Below are 22,304 nucleotides of genomic sequence, written 5' to 3' on the forward strand. Positions count from 1 at the left end.
GGCCGGCCAACTCATCTTCACAGTCACCGCGGCGAAACCACTACCCCCAACAACCCGGGCCCCGTATGCGCCCCGATCACCGCCCCCACCTCACTCACATGCAGATCGGCCAGCCCTGGCACCCGCGTCCGCAGCCGATCCGCCAGCGCCGACGCCCGGTCGGGAGCGGCGAGATGGTGCACCGCGATGTCGACCTGTGCGCTGCCCGCACGGTCGGCCGCGATCTCCTCGAGGCGGGCGATCGCCTTGGACGCCGTCCGCACCTTCTCCAGAGGGCCGATCCGGCCGCCCTCCAGCTGCAGCAGCGGCTTCACCGCGAGCGCGGACCCCAGCAGGGCCTGCGCGGCGCCGATACGGCCACCGCGGCGCAGATAGTCGAGAGTGTCGACGTAGAAGTAGGCGGCCGTGGCCCCGGCTCGCTTCTCCGCGGCCGTCACGGCGTCGTCCACGGTGCCGCCCGCCTCCGCCGCCTCGGCCGCGGCGAGCGCGCAGAAGCCGAGCGCCATGGCGACCATCCCGGTGTCCACCACCCGCACCGGCACCGACGCCTCACGCGCCGCGAGGACCGCCGCGTCGTAGGTGCCGGAGAGCTCGGCGGACAGGTGCAGGGAGACGATGCCGGTGGCGCCGGACTCGGCGACCTTGCGGTAGTGCTCCGCGAAGACCTGGGGGCTGGGGCGCGAGGTGGTGACGGGGCGTCGCTTCTGCAACGCCTGGGCGAGGGAACGGGTCGAGATCTCGGTGCCCTCGTCCAGTGCCTGATCGCCGAGGACCACGGTCAGGGGCACCGTGGTGATGCCGTGGCGCTCCATCGTCCGCGGCGGCAGGTAGGCCGTTGAATCGGTGACGATCGCGACATGGCGGGACATGAGCTGGAGGTTACCTGGCGTAGCGCCCGGGCGGCAGCCCGACCCCGCTCAGCCGGTGCTCCCTTGACCGGATCATCGCGTGCACCGTGGGCTCAAGTCGTGCTCTCGGGGCGGGCCTTCTTCTGCCAGGGGTACGTCGGCCGGGGGCCGGGCGGGGTGATGGCGGGCCTGGTCGGCTCCTCGGCCCGCTGCGCCTGAGGGGTGTCCGGCCAGGTCTGCTCGGTCGTCGCGGCGGCCTCGGGAGCCGGAGCCTCCGGCCACGGGGGCGGCGTCGACGGACGTTCCGACGCCGGGCGTTCCGACGCCGGACGTTCCGAGGCCGCACGTTTCGACCCCGGCGCCGACGTGGGCGCCGAAGTCGACGCCGATGCCGAGGGCTCCGTCGTCTGCCAGTGCCGCAGGGCGCCGGTCTCCACGTCGATCTGCGCGCTGAGGGAGTCCAGGTCGTCGTCGGCGAAGCGGTGGGCGCGGTCGCGGGCCGCCCAGCGCAGGGAGTCCGCTGCCTGCACGATGCGTGCGGTGCGCTCGCGCAGGTCGGGCAGCCGCTGGGCAAGGGTCGAGCGGTCGGGCTCGGACTCCAGGCGCCGCAGTTCGGCGTCGAGTTCGTGCCCGTGCGCGCTGAGGCGCTCGAAGAGGCCGAGGGACTCCTTGAGGGACTCGTCCTCGGTCGCGCCCGCGTGCAGCGCGTCCTGGGTGGCCCGCATGGAGGTGCGCAGCTTCAGCCGCAGCTGGGCGAGCTCTCCGGCCGAGCCCGGCTGGGCCAGGGACTTTGCCCGCAGGGTGGTGTCCTCGACCGTGCGCCGGGCGTGGGTGATCGTCTCGTCCACACGGCGCTTTGCCGCGCCGACCACCTTCACCGTGGCGTACGCGCCGAGCACGACGAAGAGCACGAAGAGCAGGGCGACGACTGCGATCACTGCTTCCACGAGCTCCTCCTCCAGCCTGACACGACACACGCCGCGTCACTCTTCAACGGTAAACGCAGCAGGCAGGCCCGGAGTTCCAACAGAACCCCGAACCTGCCCGTAGGGGATCACCCCGAGCCGAGATCACCCGGAGACACCCGCCACACTCACGACAACTCCGAGCCGCCGGCCACGCAGGCCCGAGCCGCCGCAAGACTCACGCGAACCGAGCCGCCGCCCAGCGCATGGCAACCCGAGCCGCCCGCACGCTCCCGGCACCGCCGAGCCACCCGGCGACCGGCCGGCCCAACCGCCGGAGCCCAACCATCGGAGCCCCACCATCGGGACCCTGCACCGAAGGCCTCCGCCGAAGGCCCACGCCGCAGTCCCTCACCGAGCCCTAAGCCGGAACGATGTTCACCAGCTTCGGCGCCCGCACGATCACCTTCCGGATCCCGGCCCCGTCCAGCGCAGCCACGACCTTCTCGTCGGACAGCGCGACCTTCTCCAGCTCCTCCTCGGAGATGGCCGGCGAGACCTCCAGGCGAGCCTTGACCTTGCCCTTGATCTGCACAACACACGTCACGGTCTCGTCGACGACATACGCCGGGTCGGCGACCGGGAAGTCCTGGTGGACCACCGAGTCGGTGCGCCCCAGCTTGCGCCACAGCTCCTCGGCGATGTGCGGGGCCAGCGGGGCGGCCATCAGCACCAGCGACTCGGCGACGGAACGCGGCAGCGCGCCTCCCGCCTTGGTCAGGTGGTTGTTCAGCTCGGTGACCTTGGCGATCGCGGTGTTGAACCGCATGCCCTCCAGGTCCCCGCGCACCCCGTCGATCGCCTTGTGCAGGGCACGCAGCGTGTCCTCGTCGGGCTCGGCGTCCACCACCGTCACGGCACCGGTCGTCTCGTCGACGACGTTGCGCCACAGCCGCTGCAGCAGCCGGAACTGGCCGACCACCGCGCGCGTGTCCCACGGCCGGGACACGTCCAGCGGGCCCATCGCCATCTCGTACAGCCGCAGCGTGTCGGCGCCGTACTCGGCGCAGATCTCGTCCGGAGTGACCGCGTTCTTCAGGGACTTGCCCATCTTGCCCAGCAGCCGGGAGACCTTCTCGCCCTGGTAGTAGTACGCGCCGTCGCGCTCCTCCACCTCGGCGGCCGGCACCGCGATGCCACGGCTGTCGCGGTAGACGTAGGCCTGGATCATGCCCTGGTTGAACAGCTTGTGGAACGGCTCCGCGGAGGAGACGTGCCCCAGGTCGAACAGGACCTTGGACCAGAAGCGGGCGTACAGCAGGTGCAGCACGGCGTGCTCGGCGCCGCCGACGTACAGGTCGACACCGCCGTGCGGCTGGCCCTCGCGCGGGCCCATCCAGTACTGCTCGATCTCCGGGTCGACCAGCTGCTCGCTGTTGTGCGGGTCCAGGTAGCGCAGCTCGTACCAGCAGGAACCGGCCCAGTTGGGCATGGTGTTGGTCTCACGCCGGTACCGCTTGGGGCCGTCGCCCAGGTCCAGCGTGACGTTGACCCATTCCTCGTTGCGCGACAGCGGCGTCTCGGGCTGGGTGTCGGCGTCGTCCGGGTCGAAGGTGCGCGGCGAGTAGTCCTCGACCTCGGGCAGCTCCAGCGGCAGCATCGACTCGGGCAGCGCGTGGGCGATGCCGTCCTCGTCGTAGACGATCGGGAAGGGCTCGCCCCAGTAGCGCTGGCGGCTGAACAGCCAGTCGCGCAGCCGGAAGTTGACCGTGCCCTCGCCGATGCCCTTGCGCTCCAGCCACTCGGTGATGCGCACCTTGGCCTCGGCGACGCCCAGGCCGTCCAGGGAGATGCCCTCGCCCGTGGAGTTGATGATCTTCGCGTCGTAGGACCCGAAGGCGTTCTCCCACGTCGAGGTGTCCGTGCCCCGTCCGTCCGTCGGTTCGACGATGCACACGATCGGCAGCTCGAAGGCGCGCGCGAACTCGAAGTCGCGCTGGTCGCCCGCCGGAACGGCCATGATCGCGCCGGTGCCGTAGCCCATCAGGACGTAGTCGGCGATGAAGACGGGGATCTTCTCGCCGTTGACCGGGTTGGTCGCGTACGAGCCGATGAAGACGCCCGTCTTGTCCTTGGCCTCGGCCTGGCGCTCGACGTCGGACTTGGAGGCGGCCTGCGCACGGTAGGCGGCGACGGCCTCGGCCGGGGTCGCGTGGCCGCCGGTCCACACGTCGTGGGTGCCCTCGGGCCAGGCGTCCGGGGTGAACTTGTCGACCAGCGGGTGCTCGGGAGCCAGCACCATGTAGCTCGCGCCGAACAGGGTGTCCGGGCGCGTGGTGAAGACGGTGATGCGCTCGCCGTCGATCGGGAAGTCGACGCGGGCGCCCTCGGAGCGGCCGATCCAGTTGCGCTGCTGCAGCTTGATGGCCTCGGGCCAGTCCAGCTCGGTCAGGTCGTCCAGCAGCCGGTCGGCGTACGCGGTGATCCGCATGTTCCACTGGCGCAGCTTGGCCTTGAACACCGGGAAGTTGCCCCGCTCGGAGCGGCCCTCGGCGGTGACCTCCTCGTTGGCCAGCACGGTGCCCAGGCCGGGGCACCAGTTGACCGGCGCGTCGGAGGCGTACGCCAGCCGGTACTCGCCCAGGACGTCGGCGCGCTCGGCGGCGCTCAGCTCGCTCCACGCGCGCGTGTGGCCCGGTACGGCACGCTCACCGGACTCGAAGGCGGCGACCAGCTCGGAGATCGGCCGGGCCTTCTTCGCCTCGTCGTCGTACCAGGAGTTGAAGATCTGCAGGAAGATCCACTGGGTCCACTTGTAGTAGTCCGGGTCGATCGTGGCGAACGACCGGCGCTTGTCGTGGCCCAGGCCCAGCCGGCGCAGCTGGACCTTCATGTTCTCGATGTTGGCCTCGGTGGAGACACGCGGGTGCGTGCCGGTCTGCACGGCGTACTGCTCGGCGGGCAGGCCGAAGGCGTCGAAGCCCAGGGTGTGCAGGACGTTGTGGCCGGTCATGCGCTGGAAGCGCGCGAAGACGTCGGTGGCGATGTAGCCCAGCGGGTGACCGACGTGCAGGCCCGCACCGGAGGGGTACGGGAACATGTCCATGATGAACTTCTTGGGCCGGGCGACGACCGCGGGGTCGCCCGCCAGGTCACCCTTCGGGTTCGGCGCGGCGTACGTGCCCTCGGCGTCCCAGAAGTCCTGCCAGCGTGCCTCGATCTCGGCCGCCATGGCGGCCGTGTAGCGGTGCGGCGCTGCTGCCTCGGCGGCGGCAGCGGGGTTCGTCTCGCTCATGATCCTCAAAGCTCCATCGATCGTCTCTGCCAGCGGCTGCGGTTCTCTGGAAACGAAAAATCCCCTCGCACAGGAGGGGACGCCGCGCCGATTCCGACCATCCGATTCACCCGGTGGTCGGGACTGATCAGCGCGGCCCGCTAAGCAGAAGGCGTACGGCACGCATGGCGTCAGGGTACCGCAGCGCCGGAGCGGGTCGCGACGGGCTTCCGACGGGGGCGCGCGTGAACAATGACGCCCCCGATTGCGTACCTCAGAGTTGTGAAGACCTGGAGAAGTTGAACAACACTCAACTGTTACCTGGCGTAACAGTCGCTAAGGGACATCACAAGCCCCATACAGCCCGTAGATAACAACGCAATAACTCAAACGCCGTACCCACCGGTATGGAGCCACTTAGAGTGCGGCAGCGGGACCGCCTTCCCGAACCGCTCGGAGTTGCCCCCATGAACCCTCGTCGTAGTAACAGTTCGCTCCCCAGGACGGGCCGGTCGGCCTACGGGGTGGCGACCGCTGCTGTTGTGCTGCTCATACCCCTGGTCGTGCTGCTCGGCGGCACCTGGCTCCAGGAGTTCCTCAACTTCGGTGCCGGTGTCCTGTCGCTCGTCTGCCTCACCTGCTCGGTGATCTGGGGCCTGGTCGCCCAGGACCGGATGATCCTCAACACCCGCCAGCGGATCATCGCGCAGGGCATCCACCGGGTGACCGCCGTGGCCTCCATCGCGTTCCTCCTGGTGCACATAGGCGTCAAGCTGGCGCTGGAGCACGCAAGCCCGATCGCCGCGCTGATCCCCTTCAGCCTCGTGCTGTTCGGCGGCGACGAGATCCCCGGCAGCGCCTTCCTCATCGGCCTGGGTTCCCTGGCCGCGCTACTCATGATCTTCGTGGGCGTCACCGGCGCGCTGCGCAACCGGTTCGCCTCCCCCGCACCGGTCGCCGCGCGCTGGCGGGCGATGCACATGCTGGCCTACCCCGCCTGGTGTGCCGCCCTGATCCACGGCCTGTTCGCGGGCCGCCCGGCGAAGACCTTCTTCATGGTCTGCTACGAGCTGTGCGTGGTGGCCGTCGCCGCGGCCCTCGCGCTGCGCGCCGCCCCGCGCCCGGTCAAGCGCAAGTTCGCCGACCGGATCGCCCAGATCATCGGCAACGAGCCGGGGGCCCGCGAGGACCTGGAGGAGAGCCGCGCCAGGGCGGCGTCCGGGAGCTCGCTGCCGGGCTACCAGGATCAGCGCCCGTCCCGCTCGTCACGGCAGTCCCGCGACGAACGGACCGGCCCGCTGCCCGGCATGCCCGCCCAGCCCCCGTCGGCCGCGGAGACCACGGGCGGCTTCGCGGCCGCCTACCGCGCCGTCAACCCGCGCTCCCGCGGGCAGCAACAGCAGCCGTACGCCGACCAGACCGCGCGCATGGACCTGCCGCTGGACATGCAGCCGACGGAGGCGATCCCCCGCGTCGACGGCGGCGCGGGCAGCACCGGCAGCTGGCCGATTCCCTCCCCACCGCCGGTCGGCGAGGCGCCCCCGTCGTCCTACGACCCACTCAATGACACGGGATACAACATCCCCGTCTATGACAATTTGGGCACCCCGGGCTACGGCTCGGGCGCTTCGGGCTATGGCTCGAGTGATGTGTACGACACCTCTGAGACGAACGCCGCCTTCGGTACGTACAACCAGAACGACACGTACAACAACAGCGGTCCCGCCACTGAAACTTTCCCCGGTGCGTCCTACGACTTCGACGCACCGGGTTCGGGCGAACCTTGGAACACGCCTTCCGGAGGCTTTAAGTGAACGAGGCCCTGCCCGACGTACCCGAAGTCCGCGTGGTCGGACTTCCCCAGCTCACGTCGGGCTTCGACCTTGTCGAAAGACTTGACCTGCCCATGCATCTGAAGGTGCACGGGCCGCTCGAACCGTTGGGCGGCGAGCAACTCGCGAAGCTCGCCGAGAACATCAACCTGAAGGGCCGCGGCGGCGCGGGCTTCCCCTTCCACAAGAAGCTGCGCTCGGTCGCGGAGGCCGCGATCAAGCGCGGGGTACGGCCGGTCGTGGTCGTCAACGGCAGTGAGGACGAACCGGCCTGCCGCAAGGACACGGTGATGATCAACCGTGCCCCGCATCTCATCCTGGACGGCGCCCTGCTGTGCGCCGAGGCCATGGGTGCCCGCACGCTCGTGGTGGCGGTCACCCGGGAGTCCACCCAGCGCTCCATGGAGGCCGCCCTCGCCGAACGCGGCCTCAGCAACAGCCGTCGGTCCGCGCTACGCGCGTTCGTGCAGCGCAACCCGGTGCGCATGGTCACCGGCGCCGCCGCCTCCGTGATCCGCTCCATCGACGGCGGCCCGGCGATCCCGCCCGGCCGCAAGGTCAGCGCCTCGCAGAACGGCGTCGGCGGCGCCCCGACCCTGCTGTCCAACGCCGAGACCTTCGCCCAGCTCGCGATCGCCGCCCGCATCGGCCCGGAGCGCTACGGCAACACCGGCCTGTACGACGAGCCGGGCACCGTCATGCTCACGGTCTCCGGCGCAGTCGCACGCCCTATGGTCATCGAGGTCCCCACGGGCGTGCCGCTGCGCTACGTCCTCCAGCTCGCCGGCGCCCCGCCCGTCCCGCAGGGCGTGCTCACCGGCGGCTACCACGGCAAGTGGATCGACGCGGCGACGGTCAACGAGGCCATCGTCTCGCGCAACTCCCTGGACGCGGTGGGCGGTTCGCTGGGCGCCGGCGCGATCCTGCCGATCACCCAGGAAACATGCCCGCTGGGCGAGTCCCTCCGCGTCGCACAGTGGCTGGCCGAGGAGAGCGCGGGCCAGTGCGGTCCCTGCTACCTCGGTCTGCCGGCCGCCGCGCGCGGCATGGAGGACATCCTCAACGGCGGTGGACCCGCCGCCCTGGAGGCGCTCAAGCAGGTTGCGAAGAACGTGAAGCGGCGCGGCGCGTGCTCGCACCCGGACGGCTCCGCGATGTTCCTGGAGTCGACCATCAAGGCGTTCACCGACGACCTCGCGGCGCACGTCCTCGGCAATGGCTGCGGACGGCCCGTGGAGGGCGTTCTGCCGCTCTTCGAGGGCGGCAGGGGCCCGGCGGGCATCCCGGGCGGCGCCGAGGCGGAGGAGAACGGCCCCAGCCGCCAGAAGATCTACGTCGACTGGACCCTGTGCCGCGGCCACGGCCTGTGCGCGGACATCCTCCCGGAGGTCTTCCAGCTCGGCGCCGACGGCTTCCCGACCGTCGCCCAGGCGATGGTGCCGCGCTACGCCGAGGCCAAGGCCCTGCGCGCGGTACGCCGTTGCCCGGCACTCGCCCTGCGCATCGAGGAGGACACGCGCGCGCAGGACTCCTCCCGCAACAACCTGCCCGTTCTCTCCCAGGGCCGCGGCAGGCGCGCACTGGGCCGCTGACACCAGGCACGCACGCGTAGAGGGGCCGTCCAAGCGGGACGGCGGCCCCTCTTCCTGTTCCTCAACGGCCTGCGCAGCGGCGGCTTCCGCAGACGCAAAAAGATCCCGCCGGATCAACTGACCCGGCGGGATCTACTGTGGAGCTAAGGAGAATTGAACTCCTGACCTCCTGCATGCCATGCAGGCGCTCTACCAACTGAGCTATAGCCCCTTGCTTTGGTCCGCCCGGTTTCCCCGGCGGCGACGCCAACATTACCGGTCGACCTGGTGCAGCACCAAATCGTTTCCGGTCCGCGCCGATACGGGCGTCAATGTCGGCCTTCGTGACCGTGATCGCGTCCTCCGCAGTCCGCCGTGGGCACCGGTCGCCCTGGTCGCCTGCCTGGGTCGCGCAGCGCGCCGCGCAGGTCTCGAGTGGGTGTGATGGGTGCCACACGGCCCGGGCGGCTCGAACTGCGTCAGAACGGCATCGAGTTGATGTTCTCGGCCGACTACGGAACGGCAGGCTGCCTTTTCCTCGTGACCGGGGTCACTCCGCCCAGCCCCGCCCGACGTCAAGCCGTGACGCGTCAAGCCGTGACGAAGGAATAGAAGCGCTTGAGTGTGCAGTGTTCTTCGAGGAGGCGGCCGTAGATCGGTTCGCCCTCGAGTTCACGGTAGGTCTCGATGGGGTCGCCTTTTATGATCAGCGCCCGGGCGCATTCCTCGCACCAGTACTGGTAGTCGGGGTTCACCGGTTCCATGTCACGGACGATCGGCGTTCCGCTGCCGCACCAGTCGCACTTTCGCCTGTGTGCACCCATCGATCAGCTCCAGCTGTGGCCGCAGGCCGTGCACACGTAGGAAATTCCGCCGTTGTCACCGAGGAGCTGGGCGACATGGACGGAGCCGCAGGAAGGGCAGCTGAGGCGGGTGATCGTATCCCGTGTCAACGCTGCTTCGAAGAGGTGACCGACCTCTCCGAGGATGCTCGCAGGCATCACCACTCCCTCCCGTCGGGTCGCGCCCCCTTCCGGCCGTTTGATTCTGCCACGACCGGACCAATACGGTCAGCGACGCCTCAGTACCAGTCCGGACACGGCAGCCGTGGCGGCCGTACGAACCGTGCGAACACGCACCCCAAAGCGCCTCTTGAGAGGTATACGCCTCGCAGGCCCAAGTGACTCAAGCCGGGCGCGGAACAGTTCGGGGCGGATACCAGAAGATCCCGCCGATCGAAGCGATCGGCGGGATCTTGTTGTCTCACTGTGGAGCTAAGGAGAATTGAACTCCTGACCTCCTGCATGCCATGCAGGCGCTCTACCAACTGAGCTATAGCCCCGCGACACACGGTGGAAGCCGCATGTCGTCTCGTCCTCCCGCTCGGCGGGCGAACAAGAAGAACTCTAGCCTGCGACCTGCCGGAAAGTGAAATCCGGCGTCAGTCGTCGTCGCCGAGCACCGGCTCCGGCAGGGTGCCGGCGTTGTGCTCCAGCAGACGCCAGCCGCGGGCGCCCTCGCCGAGGACGGACCAGCAGCAGTTGGTCAGGCCGCCGAGGCTCTCCCAGTACCGGGGCTCCAGGCCCAGGAGTCGGCCGATGGTCGTACGGATCGTGCCGCCGTGGCTGACCACGACGAGCGTGCCGTCGTCCGGGAGCTTCTCGGCGTGCCGGAGCACCACGGGCGCGGCGCGGTCGGCGACCTCGGTCTCCAGTTCACCGCCTCCGCGGCGCACCGGCTCACCGCGCTTCCACGCGGCGTACTCCTCGCCGTAGCGGGCGATGATCTCCTCGTGCGTCAGCCCCTGCCAGACGCCCGCGTAGGTCTCGCGCAGACCCTCGTCGTGGGTCACCTCCAGGCCGGTGAGCCCGGCCAGCTCGGCGGCCGTGTCGGCGGCGCGCTGGAGGTCGGAGGCGATGATCGCGTCGGGCTTGAGGCTGACGAGCAACCGGGCGGCACGGCGGGCCTGGGATACGCCCGCCTCGGTGAGGGCGACGTCCGTGGAGCCCTGGAAGCGGCGCTCCACGTTCCAGGAGGTCTGGCCGTGCCGCCACAGGATGACGCGGCGGCCCCGGCCGGGCTTGCCGGCGAGCACCTCGCCGGTGGCACTCATCGCCACTCACCGCCCAGTTCGGCCGCCTCCTCGGAGGCCTGCAGCTTGGCGTGCTCCTCGGCCTTGCCGCGGGTGGCCTTGGCGTCGTCGGGCAGCTCGAGCTCGGGGCAGTCCTTCCACAGCCGCTCCAGGGCGTAGAAGACGCGCTCCTCGCTGTGCTGGACGTGCACCACGATGTCGACGTAGTCGAGCAGCACCCAGCGTGCCTCGCGGTCGCCCTCACGGCGCACCGGCTTGGCGCCGAGCTCCTTCTGGAGCCGCTCCTCGATCTCGTCGACGATCGACTTGACCTGGCGGTCGTTGGGTGCGGAGGCCAGCAGGAAGGCGTCCGTGATCGACAGGACGTCGCTGACGTCGTAGGCGATGATGTCGTGCGCGAGCTTGTCGGCGGCCGCCTGGGCGGCGGTGGTGACGAGCTCGAGGGAACGGTCGGTAGCGGTCACTACAAGGCTTTCGGGTCGGTGGTCACTTGACACCAAGGGTCTCACGGACCGCCGACAGCACCCCACGTGATTATCGGCTCACGTGGGGTGCCCCGTGGTCATGAGGACGAGGGCGCGTAGTCCTGGCCCAGGACCACCGAGACGTCCGCGTTCCCCGAGACCTGGCCCTTGGTGACCGCGTCGGCGGAAAGGCCGAGGGTCTTGGCGACCTCGGTGGCGTTCGCCTTGTCGGCGGCGTCGGCGTAGACGACCTTGGACGTGGCCGCCGCGGACGCCGTACCGCCCTCCAGGAAGGTGAAGCCGCCGTTCAGCAGCACCACGCGGGCCTTCTCGGTGTTGTCCTTGGTGCCGCTGGCGTTCTGGACGGACACGCGGACCGCGGCGTCCTTGTCGGGGCTCTTGGCGGTGCCGCCGAGGACGTTCTTGACGACGCTGCCGCTCGCCTGGGCGCTCAGCGTGCCGTCGGCCTGGACGGGCAGCATGGCCGTCTTGTAGTCGCCGCCCTTGGCGAGTTCGGCGAGCTTGGCGAGGAAGGCGCCCAGGTCCTTGTCGGTCAGCGGCGGTTCGATGATCATGCCCAGCGTCTGCACGGTGACGGTCGCGCCCTGGGTGTCGGAGGTCATCTTGCGCAGCACGGCCTGCATGACCTGCCCGAACCGCTCCAGCTGGGCGTTCTGGGCCTCGCCGGAGGCCTGGTACGTGGCGTAGGCGACGGCCGTCTTGCCGCTGAGGGTCTGGGCCTTGCCCTTGCGCACGAGGGGTGCGGCGCCCTTGGTCTTGGCGTCCGGGTCGGGCACGTCGGCGTTGGTGTCGACCTCGATGTTGCCGACCAGGTCGACGAGGTTCTGCAGATACGGGGTGTCCAGCCGCCAGGTGCCCTGGATCTCGGTGCCGAGGACGGTGTCGATCGCGTCGCGCGTCCCGGAGGAGCCGTCGTCGTCGACCGACTTGGCCAGGGTGGTCGTGGCGCCGTCGTCGCCGGACACGGCGAGGGAGTTGGGCAGCAGGACGGTGGTGCCCTGGTTGGTGGTGGTGTTGTCGACGAGCAGCGCCGTGGAGGTGCCGCCCTTCTTGGTGTTGTGCAGATGGACGACGATCACGTCCCGCTTCTGGGCGGCCACCGGGGTGTCGGTGCCGGTCTTGTCGTCCGACGTCGACAGTCCGGGCAGCTTCCCGGCGTACCAGAGGTAGCCGACGCCACCGGCCGCGACGAGCGCCAGCACGACCACGAGGGCGACCACGCGCGCGCGTGCCCGGCGCTTGGCCTCCTCGCGGCGCTCGGTGCGGTTCTCGGTGAACTTCAGCCAGTCGATGACGTCCTCGGAGTCCTGGTCGGGCTCCTCGACGAAGGCGAACTGCTCGGTGCGGTAGTCCCGGTCTCCCTGGTCCCCCCGGCCCTGGGGCAGGGGCTCCTCGACCGGCCCCGCCTGCTGCGGGATGTAGGCGGTCTGCTCGGCGACACGGGGCTGGTGACCGCTGGTGGCGGTGCGGCCGTAGGGGTCGTACGGCGGTGAGTGCCCGCCGGCCGGCTGCTGGTGCGTGCCGGTGCCGTACGGGTCGTAGGAGGGCGTGGGCGGCTGCTGACCGGTGTCGCCACCGGCGTACGGGTCGTACGGCGGGACCGGCTGCTGGCGGCCGGTTGCGTACGGGTCGTAGCCGTACCCCTGCTGTGCGTAGGGGTCGTACTGCTGCTGAGGCTGCTGCGGCGGCGCTACCTGTCGGTACACCGGCCGCCCGTACTCGTCGTAGCCGACGAGTTCGTACTGGTCGTCTCCATACCCCGCGTCGTATCGGTCGTTCACCGTCGCCCCTCTCGGCTCACTCGCCTCACTCGCCGCGGTACAGCTCACGTTTGTCGATGTAGCGCACGACTCCGTCCGGCACCAGATACCAGATGGGGTCGCCCTTTGCGACTCTCGCGCGGCAATCGGTGGACGAGATGGCCAGTGCGGGAACCTCGACCAACGACACGCCGCCCTCCGGGAGCCCGGCGTCGTCGAGATGGTGGCCGGGGCGGGTGACCCCGACGAAGTGCGCGAGGGAGAACAGCTCCACCGAGTCCCGCCAGGTCAGGATCTGGCCGAGGGCGTCGGCGCCGGTGATGAAGAAGAGGTCCGTGTCCGGATTGAGCGCGCGCAGGTCGCGCAGGGTGTCCACGGTGTACGTCGGGCCGCCTCGGTCGATGTCGATGCGGCTGACGGAGAACTGCGGGTTCTCGGCGGTGGCGATGACCGTCATCAGATAGCGGTCCTCGGCCGGGGAGACGTGCCGGTGGCTCTTCTGCCAGGGCTGGCCGGTCGGTACGAACACGACCTCGTCGAGGTGGAACTGCGCGGCGACCTCACTGGCCGCGACGAGGTGCCCGTGGTGGATCGGGTCAAACGTTCCGCCCATGACGCCGAGACGGCGCTTGCCGGGGTTCGACGGGCCGTTTCCGGGGCCGGTAGGCATGTCCTGCTCTCCCATGCGTGCAGACCCTACCGGCCCCGCCTGAGAGCTCCGGCCGACCGTTGCCGGGGCGGAGTGAGGGGCCTGGCCGGGACTCAGCGGTCGCGGTTGAAGCGGGTGGTGATCCACAGCAGCAGCATGAGGATGATGAACGCGCCGCCGCCGGTGGCCAGCGCGCTGATGCTGTCGTGGTTGCCGCCGTGCTCCTCGCCCTCGGCGGCGAGGGTGACCAACTGGGCAGCTGCGCTGTGGAAGCTCATCTTCGGCGTGACCTATCGGTGTGGGCGGGATAAAGATGTCGGCCCATCGTAAGCGGGCGCCATGACGGCGCTCACGCCGACTCCACCGTTGGGGCGCCCGGACGAACCGGCGGGGAACCTTCCCGGCGGCTCAGTCGTCCTTCCGCCTGTAGCCCCGCAACAGGAACCACGCGGTCAGCACACAGCCCACGACCATCACGATCAGCACGACCCGGAGCAGATTCCCCGCCCCCTGCTGCTCGGCCGCGCTCGCGGCCTGGGTGAGCCAGTCGGCTGCGGGGTTGTGCTCCATGGCGCGGAACTCCTTCGCTGTAGTGCCCGTCCACGGTAACTCCGCCTAGGCTGGGCTCTGCTTCGGGGGCGCAAAGGGCGGAACAAGGCTCCGCAAAGGGCCGCACAGAGCCATCCACACGCACATGGGGGAAGACATGTCCGACGGCCACGAGCACAACGGGCACGAGAACGTGCCGAGCAGGCAGCGCAGGCGTTTCCCGGGGATCTCCTCGCGTGCGTACGAACACCCGGCGGACCGCTCGGCCCTGGTGGCCCTGCGCAAGCTCAGCGGCTTCGACACCGTCTTCAAGGCGCTGAGCGGCCTGCTTCCCGAGCGCAGCCTCAGGCTGCTGTTCCTGTCGGACTCGGTGCGGGTGTCGGACCAGCAGTTCGCCAACCTCAACGACATGCTGCGGGACGCCTGTTACATCCTGGACCTGGAGAAGGTCCCGCCGATGTACGTCAACCAGGACCCGGTGCCGAACGCGATGTGCATCGGCCTGGACGAGCCGATCATCGTCGTCACCACCGGTCTGGTCGAGCTGCTCGACGAGGAGGAGATGCGGGCGGTGATCGGCCACGAGGTGGGCCACGCCCTCTCCGGCCACTCGGTGTACCGCACGATCCTGCTGTTCCTGACCAGTCTGGCCGTCCGGGTCGCCTGGATCCCGCTGGGCAACCTCGCGATCATGGCGATCGTGACGGCGCTGCGGGAGTGGTTCCGCAAGTCGGAGCTCTCCGCGGACCGGGCCGGCCTGCTCGTCGGCCAGGACCTCCAGTCCTCGATGCGCGGTCTGATGAAGCTCGCGGGCGGCCACCATCTGCACGAGATGAACGTGGACGCGTTCCTGAAGCAGGCCGAGGAGTACGAGGCGGGCGGCGACCTGCGCGACTCGGTCCTGAAGATCCTGAACGTCCTGCCCCGCTCGCACCCGTTCACCACGGTCCGCGCGGCCGAGCTGAAGAAGTGGGCCCAGACGCGCGACTACCAGCGGATCATGGACGGCCACTACCCGCGCCGCACCGAGGACAAGGACACGTCGGTCACCGACTCCTTCCGTGAGTCGGCGTCCCATTACGCCGATCACGTGAAGTCCTCCAAGGACCCCCTGATGAAGCTGGTCACGGACATCGCCGGCGGTGCCGGGGACCTGGGCGGCCGGGTACGGCGCGGGTTCGGGGGGTTCACGGGCACGGGCACGACAACGACCTCGACACCGAAGGACGAGCCGAGGCGGGACCACACGGACGACACCGACGACCAGGGGTCCGGCAGCTGAGGCAGCTGACCAGCCGACGCAGCTGAGGACGGACGCACGCCACCTGCGGGCCACGGACTCACCGCACCTGAGGAGGGGCTCACACCTTCGGCTGGGCCCCCGCCGCCAGCGACCCGCACAGCGCCGTGGCCCCGCCCGTGGCATAGGGGTCGGTCCCCGCCGGGCCGCCCTCCTTCGCCGTCTGGCCGGCCAGGAGCGGGTGGAGGCGGTTCGTGGAGTCCTCGGCGCAGGACAGCGGGCCGGCCTGCACGTAGGACACCACCAGCTGCGCCTGGTGCAGCCGCAGGTCCTCGCGGTCGAAGCGGAAGTGCAGCTCGCGCCGGACGGTGAACAGCGACGCCTCGCCCGCCTGCTCCGCCCGGGCGGACCGCAGCGCGTACACGAAGGTGTGGTCGGCCGTGACCTCGAGGGTGGAGGAGTCGGTCTCGGCGGCCTGGAGCGTGCCCTGCACCCGGACCTTGCGATCGGCCAGCTCGGTCTCGGCGGGGTCGAAGCGAACCAGCCACCCGGTCGGCGCGTGCCGCCCGTCCGCGGCCGGCTGCCTGAAGCTCTGGTCGAACTGGTCCAGTTGATCGGGGTCGAGCAGCACCCGGACCGACCGGACCTGGTCTCCGGTGAGCACCTCGGGATACAGCGAGGAATGCACGATGTAGTCCTTCGCGATGCTCAGCGCGTTGGTCACCTGGCTGTCCGAGAAGTGCGCCGTCCGCCGCGCGGCCGGAAGCGGAATGCCCTCGGCGCCGATACGGAACTGCGCGGCGGGGCTCTGCGCGTACAGGTGGTCGGTGTCGGTCGCCCCGGGCACCTTGCCCTGCGGGGCGAGCGGGATGACGGTCATCCGCAGGGGCTCGGCGGGCGGCCCGGAACCGGCGGGGCTCTGATAGGGATGCCGTACACCCATATAGATCGCCGTACCGAAGGCCACGGCGATCAACAGGACGAGGATCAGCGCCTGCCGGGACAGTCCCCGGCGCATGGGTGCACGACGGCGTACGGCGGGCGCGTGGTCGCTCAGGCGCTCCTGCGCGGAGAACTCCTGGAGGCGGGCAGCACGCACGAACGACTCGTCGAAGACGACGGATCGGTACTCGTCCTCGCCACCTCCGGGTCCGCCCTCGGGTGTCCCCTCAGGTGGGTCTCCAGGCCCTCCCATATATTCAGGGTAGGTCGCCGGGAGCCCCGGTAAACGCCCTGGTACACGACAAGTTCTGACAGGTTCTCACCAGGATGGCCGGGCAGCTCCCAGCAGCGCCCAGGCCCTCGATCCGGTCCGGTCAGGGAGTGCGCGGGGTCGCCGAGATGGCCGGCTGGGAGTGGTCGGCGGAGGCGGAGGGAGCTGCTCCGCTGCCCTGCTCCAGCCCGGTGGACGCGGGCGGCGGGACCTGCTGGTCCCGGCTGCTGGAGGAGGCGCCGCGGTAGACCGCCGCGAACGCCAGCGCGACCATGCCGACGCCCATCACGAGGGCGAGGATCCAGGCGACGGGACGATGCCAGCGGACCTGCTTGCCGTAGGCACCCGGGGCGCCGTAACGGCCCTCGAGTATGTCCGTGTCGTCCGGATCGTCGAAGTCCGGATCATGGCCGAAAGCGGTGTGGCCGTCGGGGCCGTACCCGTCGTCGTACCGCTCGCCGCGGCCGTGTGCCCGGCGCGCTTCCGCCTCGGAGGCCTCCGCTCTCGCCTGGGCGGCGGCCAGGAGGCGTTCGACGGCGGTCGGCTCGTGCACCACGGCCGCCTGTACGAAGGCCTCGTCGAAGACCACGGAGGCGAACTCTTCGTCCGACACCCCGCGGTCGTGGTCGTCGTCGGGCTCCCAGCCGTCAGGGAACGGCGTGCCCCCCACGTCCTCCGGCACGGCTCCAGAGTAGTCCTGGGGGGTCAATTTGGGCAGACGGTATGGAAATTCATCCGCCTGGTGAGACACCTCGTGTGCATCACGGAGGCAGCCGGGGGCGCGTGTCGGGCGCATATGCCCTGGCCACGCACCCCGCGCCCCGACGACCCGCCTACGCGCCCCCGATGGCGCGGATACGGCGCGACTCAGCGCCGTACGTGCCCGTCCCCCGTGACGATGTACTTCGTGCTGGTCAGCTCCGGCAGCCCCATCGGGCCGCGGGCGTGCAGCTTCTGCGTGGAGATGCCGATCTCCGCGCCGAAGCCGAACTGGCCGCCGTCGGTGAAGCGCGTGGAGGCGTTCACCGCGACCGTCGTGGAGTCGACCAGCTGGGTGAAGCGGCGGGCGGCCTGCTGCGAGGTGGTGACGATGGCCTCGGTGTGGCCGGAGGTCCACAGCCGGATGTGCTCGACGGCCTTGTCCAGCGAGTCCACGACCGCGGCGGCGATGTCGTACGACAGGTACTCGGTCTCCCAGTCCTCCGCCGTGGCCTCGACGACGGTCGCCTCGGAGTCCTTGGCGTACGCCAGCACCCTTTCGTCGGCGTGCACGGTCACGCCGGCCTCCGCGAGGGCGTCCAGGGCCCGGGGCAGGAACTCGGGGGCGATGTCCTGGTGGACGAGGAGGGTCTCGGCGGCGTTGCAGACGCTGACGCGCTGCGCCTTGGAGTTGATCAGGATGTCGATCGCCATGTCGAGGTCGGCGTGGGCGTCGACGTAGACGTGGCAGTTGCCGGTGCCGGTCTCGATGACGGGGACGATCGACTCGTTGACGACGGTCTGGATCAGCGAGGCGCCGCCGCGCGGGATCAGCACGTCGACCAGGCCGCGGGCCCGCATCAGCTCGCGCACGCTCTCCCGGCTCTCCCCGGGCACCAGCTGCACGGCGTCGGCGGGCAGCCCGGCCCCACCGACGGCGTCGCGCAGCACCCTCACGAGTGCGCTGTTCGACTCGTACGCCGAGGCCGAGCCGCGCAGCAGCACCGCGTTGCCGGACTTCAGGCAGAGCGCGGCGGCGTCCACGGTGACGTTCGGGCGGGCCTCGTAGATGATGCCGACGACGCCCAGCGGGACGCGGACCTGGCGCAGGTCGATGCCGTTGGGGAGCGTGGACCCACGCACGACCTCGCCGACCGGGTCGGGCAGCGCGACGACGTCCCGCACGTCGGAGGCGATGGCCCGCACACGCTCCGGCGTCAGCGTCAGCCGGTCGATGATCGCCTCGCTGGTGCCGGCCTCGCGGGCCTTGGCGATGTCCTTGGCGTTGGCCTCGACGATTTCGCTCGTACGGACCTCCAGGGCGTCCGCGACGGCGAGCAGCGCATCGTCCTTCTCCGCCCGCGGCAGCGGGGCGAGGTCGGCGGCGGCGGACTTGGCGCGGTAGGCGGCCTGGGTGACCGGGGACATGGAGTCGTACGGCGAGAGCGTGGTCATGAAAGAAGGGTAGTGCGCTCGCGCGGCCGGTCCATCGGTCATTCCGAACCGCGAGACGGGCCTCCCGGGTGCCGAGAGCGGCGCCGGTTCGGGTGCGCCGGGCCCTGCGACATGGGCATGATCAGCCGGAGCCCCTAGTACGGGTGGACACCCACCGGAGTCGCCGGTGGCGGACCGTATCCCTCCGCGATGCGCTGGTGGTAGGTCTCCCGGTCGATGACCTCCAGGCCGACGATCTCCCAGGGCGGCAGCCCCGCGCTCTGCCGGTGCTCGCCCCACAGACGCAGGGCCACGGCGGCCGCGTCGTGCAGGTCGCGGGCCTCTTCCCAGTAGCGGATCTCGGCGTGGTCGTTGGCGTACCTGCTGGTCAGCAGAAAGGGGTGGTCGTGGGCCAGCTGTTCGAGGGCGCGCCGCACCTCCTTCAGCGGGGCCTCCCGGCCGGAGACGCTGAGGGTGACATGCCACAGGCGGGGCAGGTCCTTGGGCTCCTCGTACCGTCCGCCGGCCGCGACGCTCGTCAAGGCGCGCTCCTCACCGGCCGCACGGGACGAGGCCCCTCCGGCACCACGGGACGCCGTCCCAGGGCGCACTCGTCTCACGACGGCCTCCTTTACACAGTGACCGAACCGGGGTCGCGCGGAATGTCTCCCTGAGACAAAGTTGAGCAGGCCGCAAGCGATCGCGGGGCGCTTTTGCGGAACGTCCACCTCAGGGCGACTCGTGTGGCAGGGCGTTCCCCCCGTTTTCGGCCGGGGGTCCGGGGGTTGCCCCCGGGGCAATGCAGCGCGGAACGTCCACCTCAGGGCGACTCGTGTGGCAGGGCGTTCCCCCCGTTTTCGGCCGCCGTTTTCGGCCGGGGGTCCGGGGGTTGCCCCCGGGGCAATGCAGCGCGGAACGTCCACCTCAGGACGACTCGTGCGGCAGAGCGTTCCCCCCGTTTTCGGCCGGGGCCCAAGGTCCGGCCGGACGCCGGCTCGCCCGGACCTCAGGGCTGCAGGATCACCAGATCGTCCCGGTGGACGACCTCCCGCTCGTACTCCGCTCCCAGCTCCCGCGCCAGCTCCCGCGTCGACCGCCCCAGCAGCTGCGGGATCTCCTTGGCGTCGAAGTTGACGAGCCCTCGGGCGACCGCGCGCCCGGTGCTGTCGCGCAGCTCGACCGGGTCGCCCGCGCTGAACTCGCCCTCGACGGCGGCGATTCCGGCCGGCAGCAGGGACTTTCGGCGCTCCACGACCGCCCGTACCGCACCGTCGTCGAGGGTGAGCGACCCCTGGGGCGTGGAGGCGTGCTGCAGCCACAGCAGCCGGTCGGCGGAGCGCTTGCCGGTGGGGTGGAAGTACGTGCCGGTGTCGCCGCCGTGCAGCGCCTCGGCGGCGTGGATCGCGCTGGTGAGGACGACCGGGATGCCGGCGGCGGCCGCGATCCGGGCGGCCTCGACCTTGGTCACCATGCCGCCGGTGCCGACTCCGGCCTTGCCCGTACTGCCGATGTCGACGTGGGCGAGATCCTCCGGGCCCCGTACCTCCGCTATCCGCGAGGTGCCCGGCTTGCTGGGGTCGCCGTCGTACACGCCGTCCACGTCGGACAGCAGCACCAGCAGATCCGCCCGTACGAGATGAGCGACCAGGGCTGCGAGCCGGTCGTTGTCGCCGAAGCGGATCTCGTCCGTGGCCACGGTGTCGTTCTCGTTGACGATCGGGAACGCGCCCATCGCGAGCAGCTTGTCGAGGGTGCGGGAGGCGTTGCGGTGGTGGGCGCGGCGGCTCATGTCGTCGCTGGTCAGCAGGACCTGGCCGACGCGGACGCCGTAGCGGGCGAAGGAGGCCGCGTAGCGGGCCACGAGCAGGCCCTGGCCGACGCTGGCGGCTGCCTGCTGGCGGGCCAGGTCCTTGGGACGTCGGCGCAGACCCAGCGGGGCGAGCCCGGCCGCGATGGCGCCGGAGGAGACGAGGACGACCTCCCTCTCCCCACCGCTGCGGCTCTTGGCGAGAACGTCGACGAGCGCGTCCACCCGGTCGGCGTCCAGGCCGCCCGACGCGGTGGTCAGCGACGAGGACCCCACCTTGACGACGATCCTGCGGGCCTCGCGCACACCCTGCCTTGCCCCTGCCACCTGTGCTCTTTCCCCTCGCGTACGTCCGGTTCCGTGCTCGGCAATCTACGCGAAGCGGATCGTGTGGCGCTCGGGGATTCCAGCCTCCGGACAGGCGAGCGGTAACTGTTTGCTCACGGGTTGCATACGGCAAAAAGGTTGCGTTGGTTGCCTATAGAAAACAAAGACAGTTCAAACTTATTTTGAACGCTGTGTCACACAATGCCCATCATGGTCACCGCGCGCGGCGCATCCTGCTCCGCTCGGGCAAGAGCCCCTACGACGTGGTTCCCGTGGAGGAAGCTCTCCACCGGGACGTCATCGCCACCAACGCCGGCAACCTGATCTTCAGCGACGCCACCCACAAGATCCTCGAGACCCCGCACACCGAGGTCGTCTCGAACGGCATCCGTACCGATGTCTCGGCCGCGGGCCGGATCAACGAGGAGTACGACGCGTTCGTCGTCCCGCTCGCCAACGCGTTCCGGCCCTCGTTCGAGGGGCAGTTGAAGCGGCTGACGCGGCTGATCGGCAAGCTGCGGATCCCGGTGGTCGTGGTCGGGGTCGGCGCGCAGGCGGGGCTCGGCTACAACGCGGCGCGGCTGAAGGGCATCGAGCCCGCGGTGCGCGAGTTCGTCTCCGCCGTGCTCGACCGCAGCGCCTCGATCGGGGTCCGGGGCGAGTTCACCGAGAAGTACCTCAAGGACCTGGGCTTCAGGGACGTCGAGGTCATCGGCTGTCCCTCGCTCTTCATGTACGGCAAGGAACTCACCGTCGCCAAGCGGGAGCCGGCCCTCGGTGCCGGCTCCCGGATCGCGGTCAACGGCTCGCACAGCGCGTTTCGGTCCCAGGGCCTGGACCGGGTCATCGACCGCGCCCACGCCCGCTATCCGTACCTGCGTTTCATCGGCCAGAACATCAGCGACGCACGGCAGTTGCACTGGCGGGACCTGTCCGACCCGAACGGCCTGGTGACGGCGATGCCGACGCATCCCGAGCATCCGATGTACCGGGAGGACAAGGTCCGCGTCTACGTCGACCCGGTCACCTGGATCGACGACCTGCGCGCGTTCGACTTCTCCTTCGGCTCCCGCATCCACGGCAACATCGCCGCGCTGCTCGCGGGCACACCGGCGACGGTCCTGTGCGGCGACTCCCGCACCCTGGAGCTGTGCCGCTACTTCGGCATCCCGCACCGCCGGATCGACAAGCTGCCTGAGGACCTGGACCCGGCGGCGCTGTACGAGGAGGCCGACTTCGGCGCCCTGATGAGCGGCCACCAGGAGCGGTTCGAGCGGTTCACGGCGTTCCTGGACCGCAACGGCCTGGACAACACGTTCACGCACGGCGACGGCGGCGCCGCCTACGACGAGCGCATGCGGTCGCTGTCCTTCCCGGCGGGCATCCGCCCCTGGAACGACGCCGACCTCGCCTCGCTCACCAGCCGGTTCGGCTGGCTGCAGGGCCGTATCTCCGAACTCGCCGCGGACAACGACCGGTTGAGGCGGGAAGTGGCTCGCTCCGGCAAGGGGGGCGCGGCCCTCCCGGCGGCGTCCGTCTACCGGCGGGCGCGGCGGATCGTGGGGCAGCCGATCCGGAAGGTGATCCGGCCGGCGCGAGGGTAGTGCCCGCTCAGCCGC

General features: G+C 70.3%; 19 protein-coding genes and 2 tRNA genes. 4 read left to right on the plus strand and 17 right to left on the minus strand.

Going from position 1 to position 22,304, the window contains the following annotated elements; all coding sequences use genetic code 11:
- Positions 1-23: 23 nt before the first annotated feature.
- From EJ357_RS15415 to leuS, 3 genes are all read right to left on the minus strand, one after another.
- On the minus strand, positions 24-869 hold the full coding sequence (locus tag EJ357_RS15415; RefSeq protein WP_126392174.1) for a DegV family protein: 846 nt from the start codon (positions 867-869) through the stop codon (positions 24-26).
- A gap of 92 nt (positions 870-961) precedes the next feature.
- Positions 962-1,795: a hypothetical protein gene (locus tag EJ357_RS15420; protein ID WP_126392175.1), complete on the minus strand. Its 834-nt coding sequence runs from the start codon at positions 1,793-1,795 to the stop codon at positions 962-964.
- A gap of 379 nt (positions 1,796-2,174) precedes the next feature.
- On the minus strand, positions 2,175-5,048 hold the full coding sequence (gene leuS / locus EJ357_RS15425; protein WP_126392176.1) for a leucine--tRNA ligase: 2,874 nt from the start codon (positions 5,046-5,048) through the stop codon (positions 2,175-2,177).
- A 446-nt stretch (positions 5,049-5,494) separates the two neighbouring features.
- Here leuS and EJ357_RS15435 point away from each other — a divergent pair, with 446 nt between their 5' ends.
- Complete coding sequence (locus EJ357_RS15435) at positions 5,495-6,841, plus strand: ferric reductase-like transmembrane domain-containing protein (RefSeq protein ID WP_175647403.1); 1,347 nt, start codon at positions 5,495-5,497, stop codon at positions 6,839-6,841.
- Positions 6,838-8,451 (plus strand): NADH-quinone oxidoreductase subunit NuoF family protein, encoded by a 1,614-nt coding sequence (locus tag EJ357_RS15440; protein ID WP_175647404.1) that lies wholly within the window; start codon positions 6,838-6,840, stop codon positions 8,449-8,451. Before EJ357_RS15435 ends, EJ357_RS15440 begins: the two co-directional genes overlap by 4 nt.
- A 138-nt stretch (positions 8,452-8,589) precedes the next feature.
- On the opposite strand, the gene EJ357_RS15445 is transcribed toward EJ357_RS15440, so the two are convergent.
- From EJ357_RS15445 to EJ357_RS48295, 9 genes are all read right to left on the minus strand, one after another.
- Positions 8,590-8,662, minus strand: a tRNA-Ala gene (locus EJ357_RS15445).
- 358 nt (positions 8,663-9,020) lie between these two features.
- The gene (locus EJ357_RS15450; RefSeq protein WP_003976229.1) at positions 9,021-9,254 is read right to left on the minus strand and encodes a hypothetical protein; all 234 of its coding nucleotides are present in this window, start codon (positions 9,252-9,254) and stop codon (positions 9,021-9,023) included.
- 445 nt (positions 9,255-9,699) lie between these two features.
- Positions 9,700-9,772 (minus strand) — tRNA-Ala (locus tag EJ357_RS15460).
- A gap of 99 nt (positions 9,773-9,871) precedes the next feature.
- Complete coding sequence (locus EJ357_RS15465; RefSeq protein ID WP_126392179.1) at positions 9,872-10,543, minus strand: histidine phosphatase family protein; 672 nt, start codon at positions 10,541-10,543, stop codon at positions 9,872-9,874.
- Positions 10,540-10,986 (minus strand): ribosome silencing factor, encoded by a 447-nt coding sequence (gene rsfS, locus EJ357_RS15470; RefSeq protein WP_126392180.1) that lies wholly within the window; start codon positions 10,984-10,986, stop codon positions 10,540-10,542. The genes EJ357_RS15465 and rsfS overlap by 4 nt, the downstream gene beginning before the upstream one ends.
- A 98-nt stretch (positions 10,987-11,084) precedes the next feature.
- The gene (locus tag EJ357_RS15475; RefSeq protein WP_126392181.1) at positions 11,085-12,788 is read right to left on the minus strand and encodes an LCP family protein; all 1,704 of its coding nucleotides are present in this window, start codon (positions 12,786-12,788) and stop codon (positions 11,085-11,087) included.
- Between the two features lie 25 nt (positions 12,789-12,813).
- Positions 12,814-13,452, minus strand: a complete 639-nt coding sequence (nadD, locus tag EJ357_RS15480) for a nicotinate-nucleotide adenylyltransferase (protein WP_030051755.1) — start codon at positions 13,450-13,452, stop codon at positions 12,814-12,816.
- Between the two features lie 77 nt (positions 13,453-13,529).
- Positions 13,530-13,694 carry a hypothetical protein gene (locus EJ357_RS48290; RefSeq protein ID WP_031476884.1) on the minus strand — a complete coding sequence of 55 codons (165 nt, stop codon included), beginning with the start codon at positions 13,692-13,694 and terminating at the stop codon, positions 13,530-13,532.
- 130 nt (positions 13,695-13,824) lie between these two features.
- Entirely contained in the window at positions 13,825-13,986 is a 162-nt protein-coding gene (locus EJ357_RS48295; protein WP_175647405.1) for a hypothetical protein, read from the minus strand.
- Between the two features lie 124 nt (positions 13,987-14,110).
- On the opposite strand from EJ357_RS48295, the gene EJ357_RS15485 reads away from it, so the two are divergent.
- Positions 14,111-15,247, plus strand: a complete 1,137-nt coding sequence (locus tag EJ357_RS15485) for a M48 family metallopeptidase (protein WP_407698488.1) — start codon at positions 14,111-14,113, stop codon at positions 15,245-15,247.
- 79 nt (positions 15,248-15,326) lie between these two features.
- On the opposite strand, the gene EJ357_RS15490 is transcribed toward EJ357_RS15485, so the two are convergent.
- From EJ357_RS15490 to proB, 5 genes are all read right to left on the minus strand, one after another.
- A complete protein-coding gene (locus tag EJ357_RS15490) occupies positions 15,327-16,400 on the minus strand; it encodes an SCO2583 family membrane protein (RefSeq protein ID WP_126392183.1) in 1,074 nt (357 codons plus the stop codon).
- A gap of 121 nt (positions 16,401-16,521) precedes the next feature.
- Complete coding sequence (locus tag EJ357_RS15495) at positions 16,522-17,100, minus strand: SCO2584 family spore wall biosynthesis protein (protein ID WP_456114835.1); 579 nt, start codon at positions 17,098-17,100, stop codon at positions 16,522-16,524.
- Between the two features lie 185 nt (positions 17,101-17,285).
- The gene (locus EJ357_RS15500) at positions 17,286-18,572 is read right to left on the minus strand and encodes a glutamate-5-semialdehyde dehydrogenase (RefSeq protein ID WP_126392185.1); all 1,287 of its coding nucleotides are present in this window, start codon (positions 18,570-18,572) and stop codon (positions 17,286-17,288) included.
- 134 nt (positions 18,573-18,706) lie between these two features.
- The gene (locus tag EJ357_RS15505) at positions 18,707-19,171 is read right to left on the minus strand and encodes a hypothetical protein (RefSeq protein WP_407698490.1); all 465 of its coding nucleotides are present in this window, start codon (positions 19,169-19,171) and stop codon (positions 18,707-18,709) included.
- Positions 19,172-19,557: 386 nt separating this feature from the next.
- Entirely contained in the window at positions 19,558-20,685 is a 1,128-nt protein-coding gene (gene proB / locus EJ357_RS15510; protein ID WP_126392186.1) for a glutamate 5-kinase, read from the minus strand.
- Between the two features lie 191 nt (positions 20,686-20,876).
- On the opposite strand from proB, the gene EJ357_RS15515 reads away from it, so the two are divergent.
- A complete protein-coding gene (locus EJ357_RS15515; RefSeq protein ID WP_126392187.1) occupies positions 20,877-22,289 on the plus strand; it encodes a polysaccharide pyruvyl transferase family protein in 1,413 nt (470 codons plus the stop codon).
- Positions 22,290-22,304: the final 15 nt, after the last annotated feature.

Source organism: Streptomyces cyaneochromogenes, assembly GCF_003963535.1.
GTDB classification, from domain to species: domain Bacteria; phylum Actinomycetota; class Actinomycetes; order Streptomycetales; family Streptomycetaceae; genus Streptomyces; species Streptomyces shaanxiensis.

Excerpts from the sequence above, each read along its gene's own strand:
- EJ357_RS15490 (WP_126392183.1), bottom strand. The coding sequence starts at position 16,400 with ATGGGAGGGCCTGGAGACCCACCTGAGGGGACACCCGAGGGCGGACCC.
- EJ357_RS15465 (WP_126392179.1), bottom strand. The coding sequence starts at position 10,543 with ATGAGTGCCACCGGCGAGGTGCTCGCCGGCAAGCCCGGCCGGGGCCGC.
- nadD (WP_030051755.1), bottom strand. The coding sequence starts at position 13,452 with ATGGGAGAGCAGGACATGCCTACCGGCCCCGGAAACGGCCCGTCGAAC.
- EJ357_RS15415 (WP_126392174.1), bottom strand. The coding sequence starts at position 869 with ATGTCCCGCCATGTCGCGATCGTCACCGATTCAACGGCCTACCTGCCG.
- EJ357_RS15500 (WP_126392185.1), bottom strand. The coding sequence starts at position 18,572 with ATGACCACGCTCTCGCCGTACGACTCCATGTCCCCGGTCACCCAGGCC.
- EJ357_RS48295 (WP_175647405.1), bottom strand. The coding sequence starts at position 13,986 with ATGGAGCACAACCCCGCAGCCGACTGGCTCACCCAGGCCGCGAGCGCG.
- EJ357_RS15450 (WP_003976229.1), bottom strand. The coding sequence starts at position 9,254 with ATGGGTGCACACAGGCGAAAGTGCGACTGGTGCGGCAGCGGAACGCCG.
- EJ357_RS15485 (WP_407698488.1), top strand. The coding sequence starts at position 14,111 with ATGGGGGAAGACATGTCCGACGGCCACGAGCACAACGGGCACGAGAAC.
- EJ357_RS48290 (WP_031476884.1), bottom strand. The coding sequence starts at position 13,694 with ATGAGCTTCCACAGCGCAGCTGCCCAGTTGGTCACCCTCGCCGCCGAG.
- EJ357_RS15435 (WP_175647403.1), top strand. The coding sequence starts at position 5,495 with ATGAACCCTCGTCGTAGTAACAGTTCGCTCCCCAGGACGGGCCGGTCG.
- leuS (WP_126392176.1), bottom strand. The coding sequence starts at position 5,048 with ATGAGCGAGACGAACCCCGCTGCCGCCGCCGAGGCAGCAGCGCCGCAC.